Below are 3,845 nucleotides of genomic sequence, written 5' to 3' on the forward strand. Positions count from 1 at the left end.
GAAACGACGAGCACGCACCGTGCTCACCGGCCGGTCGCCGTGTGGCGTGGGCGGCAGGGACCTGTCCGCCGAGGTGGGCGGGCGCTCGGCCGTACAGGCGCTGCGCGCGCTCGACGAGGACCCGGCGACCGAGCTGATCGTGCTGGTCTCCAAGCCTCCCGCCCCCGAGGTGGCCCGCGCCGTACGGGACCTCGACCTGGCGACGCCGGTCGTCGCCGCGCTGCTCGGGCCGGGGCAGGACGACCTGACCACCGCAGCGGAGAAGGTGCTGCGCGCCCTCGGCCGCGACGTGCCCGAGTGGCCCTCCTGGCCCGCCCCCGTCACCCGGACGGCTCGCCCTTCCGCGCCGCACGGCGCGGAAGCGGCCGGCGACGCGGAAGCGGCGGGCGACGGCGTGGCGGCGCGGCGCGGGCCGCTGCGGGGGCTCTACGCCGGCGGCACGCTGTGTGCGGAGGCCGCCCTGCTCGCGGGCGACGGCGAGTTCACCGACTTCGGCGACGACTCCTACACCCGGGGCCGGGCCCATCCGATGATCGACCCGGCGTTGCGCCTGGAGGCGCTGCGCGGCCTCGCCTCCGGCGTCGTGCTGATGGACGTCGTGCTCGGGCACGGCGCCGATCCCGACCCCTCCTCCTGGCTCGCGCCCGCCGTGCGGGAGGCCGTGGCCAGGGGCGTGGACGTGGTCGTGGCCCTCGTCGGCACCGACGGCGACCCGCAGGGGCTGCGCGCCCAGGCCGCCCGGCTCAACGAGGCCGGGGCGGCGGTCTTCACCTCCAACGCCGCGGCCGCCCGGCACGCCCGCCTCCTCGCGGGCGGGTGACGGGCGTGGCCGCGCCGACCAGGATCGGAGCCCGATGACCCTCTCCATGCTGTACGGCGAGCCGCGGGTGGTCACCGTGGGGGCGCAGGTGCTGGGTGAGGCGCTGGAGCGGCAGGCCGTGCCGCGCTGTGAGGTCGACTGGCGGCCGCCGCTGCCGGGCACCGCCGCCGCCCTCGCCCGGGTGCTCGCCGACCCCCGCCGTGAGGGCGCCAACGCCACCGCCGTCGGCAGGATGCTGGCGGCGCGGCCCATGCTGACCGGCGTACGCCCGGCACACGCGGTCCTGGGCCTGCGGGCCGGGGAGTTCTTCCACGCCGGTCCCCCGATCACCTGGGAGCGCGCCTCCGGGCCGATGCGCGGGGCGCTCGCCGGGGCGATGCTGTTCGAGGGCCTGGCCGCCACCCCCGAGGAGGCGGAGGACCGCCTGGCCTCCGGCGAGGGGATCCGCCTCGACTCCTGTCACCACCACCGCACGGTCGGCCCCATGGCGGGCGTCGTCAGCCCGTCGATGTGGATGCTGGAGGTGACCGACGCCGAGCACGGCGGCACGGCGTACTGCTCGCTGAACGAGGGGCTGGGCAAGGTCCTGCGCTACGGCGCGTACGGCCCCGAGGTCATCGAGCGGCTGCGCTGGATGGGCGAGGTGCTGGGGCCGGTGCTGGCGGCGGCGCTGGAGCGCTGCGGCCCGCTCGACCTGCGCACGCTCATCGCCCAGGCGCTGCAGATGGGCGACGAACTGCACAACCGCAACCGCGCGGCGACGTCCCTGCTGGTGCGCGAGATCGCGCCCGCGATCGTGGAGGCCGCTCCGGACCGCGCGGCCGAGGTGCTGCGTTTCATCAATGGAAATGATCATTTCTTCCTGAACGCGGGAATGGCGGCGGCGAAAGTCAGCGCCGACGCGGCCCGCGGGGTGCCCGGATCGAGCCTGGTCGTGGCCATGGCGCGCAATGGAACGGATTTCGGAATACAGGTGTCGGGCCTCGGCGACCGGTGGTTCACCGGCCCGGCCGGGGTGCCCGACGGCCTGTACCTCGGGGGGTACGGCCCGGACGACGCCAATCCCGACATCGGCGACTCCACGATCACCGAGACGGCGGGCCTGGGCGGCTTCGCGATGGCGGCGGCCCCCGCGATCGTCCGGTTCGTCGGCGGCGAGGTGTCCGACGCCGTCGCGGCCACGACCTCGATGTACGAGATCACGATGGCCGAACACCCGGCGTACCAGATTCCCGGGCTGGGCTTCCGCGGCACGCCGGCCGGCATCGACGTGGCGCTCGTGGCCAGAACCGGTTCGCTGCCCGTCGTCAACACCGGAATCGCGGGCCGGATCGCGGGAACCGGCCAGGTGGGAGCGGGTCTGGTCAGCCCGCCGGCCGAGGCCTTCACGGCCGCTCTCGACGCGCTGGCGGATGCGTGAATTCCCTTTGACCGTCATCAGACCGTAATATCGTCGTCAACCTCAGATATCCGATGCAATTCGCACGGTCCGTTCGGGGGATCTTGCGGATCGAGCGTGAATTGGGGACCTTATCTATGACGACGGATCGCCTGCTCGGTATGGTCCCCCCTATGCCAGAGGGTCAGGGACCTGTGGGCCGAGTCCCCTCCGGGGGCGTGCCCGAAGGGCAGGGACGTCTCGTCGGCCGGCGCTACCGGCTGCTGTCCCCGGTGGGCCGCGGCGGCATGGGGATGGTCTGGCACGCCCATGACGTGCTGCTGGACCGGGACGTCGCGGTCAAGGAGCTGCTCCTGCCGTTCGGGCTCGACCAGACCGGCGCGCAGACGGCGCACCGGCGGATGCTGCGCGAGGCGCGCTCGGCCGCCCGGCTCAGCCATCCCGGCATCGTCACCGTCCACGACGTCGTGGAGGAGGACGGGCGGCCGTGGATCGTCATGGAGCTCGTCCGCGCCTGGTCTCTTGAGCAGGCCGTGCGGCAGAGCGGGCCGCTGCCGGTCGTGCAGGCCGCCGAGATCGGCATCCGGGTGCTCGACGCGCTGCGCCACGCCCACGCCGCCGGCATCCTCCACCGGGACGTGAAGCCCGGCAACGTGCTGCTCACCGCCGACCGCGTGGTGCTCACCGACTTCGGCATCGCCGCCATAGAGGGCGACGTCACGATCACGCAGACCGGGCTGCTGATGGGCTCGCCGGCGTACATCCCGCCGGAGCGCCTGCAGGGCCGCCCGATCACCCACGCCGCCGACCTGTGGTCCTTCGGCGCGACGCTGTACGCCGCCGTGGAGGGCCGCCCGCCGTACGAGGGACCGGACGCGGTCGCCGTGCTCGGCGCGGTGCTGACGCAGGAGCCCAACCGGCCTCGCCGGGCGGGGGCGCTGCTGCCGGTCATCGAGGGTCTGCTCCGCAAGAACCCGGCCGACCGCCTTCCGGCCGCGCAGGTCGCGGAGATGCTGGAGCGTGTGCTGCACAGTCACGGCGCCGGGCTGCCTGGGCGTGCCGGGACGCCGTCCTCGGTGCCGACGCCGCAGGACTCCACGCCCGCGGGCCTGCTGCCGCCGCTCGACATCCCCTCGGGGCCGCTGCCCTCGCGCATCATCGAGACGCCCTCGGGGCCGGTCCGCGTGCCGCTCACGGCGGAGAGCCTGCCCGGCGGCGCCGCGCCGCGCCCCGCCGAGTCCCACTCCGTGGACGTCCGGCCCGACGAGCCCGCGTACGAGCCTCCGGGCGCGTTCGGGCCCGTGACCGCCTTCGGGCAGGTGCCCTCCCCCGACATGGCCTTCGACCCGCTGTCGTCCCCCTCGGGATCGACGCACGCGCCGGAACGGCCGAAGGAGGCCATGTGGCCGACGCCCACCTCGGGTGACATGCCCGGCGATCTGGGCGCGACCGCGCAGCCTCCGCACCGGCCGGGGCAGTACGCGGCGTCCCCGCAGCCGGCCGGCACGATGCGAGCCGGCGCGGCACAGGCCGGCGCGGCACAGGCCGGCGCAGGACAGGCAGGCGCAGGACAGGCAGGCGCAGGACAGGCAGGCGCGGCACAGGCAGGCGCGGCACAGGCCGGCG

General features: G+C 75.0%; 2 protein-coding genes and 1 pseudogene. All 3 read left to right on the top strand.

All coding sequences use genetic code 11. From position 1 onward, the window contains the following. Nucleotides 1-820: pseudogene (locus AB0J39_RS38635) on the top strand (FdrA family protein); the annotation flags it as partial. A gap of 34 nt (nucleotides 821-854) precedes the next feature. After that, nucleotides 855-2,240 (top strand): DUF1116 domain-containing protein, encoded by a 1,386-nt coding sequence (locus AB0J39_RS38640; RefSeq protein WP_363474050.1) that lies wholly within the window; start codon nucleotides 855-857, stop codon nucleotides 2,238-2,240. A 197-nt stretch (nucleotides 2,241-2,437) separates the two neighbouring features. Next, nucleotides 2,438-3,845 (top strand): protein kinase (locus tag AB0J39_RS38645; protein WP_363474052.1); only part of this gene is annotated, 1,408 nt, incomplete at its 3' end.

Source organism: Microbispora sp. NPDC049633, assembly GCF_040675265.1.
Taxonomy (GTDB): Bacteria; Actinomycetota; Actinomycetes; order Streptosporangiales; family Streptosporangiaceae; genus Microbispora; species Microbispora maris.

Bases quoted from the DNA above. Each gene is read 5' to 3' on its own strand.
- AB0J39_RS38640 (WP_363474050.1), top strand. From the start codon at position 855: ATGACCCTCTCCATGCTGTACGGCGAGCCGCGGGTGGTCACCGTGGGG.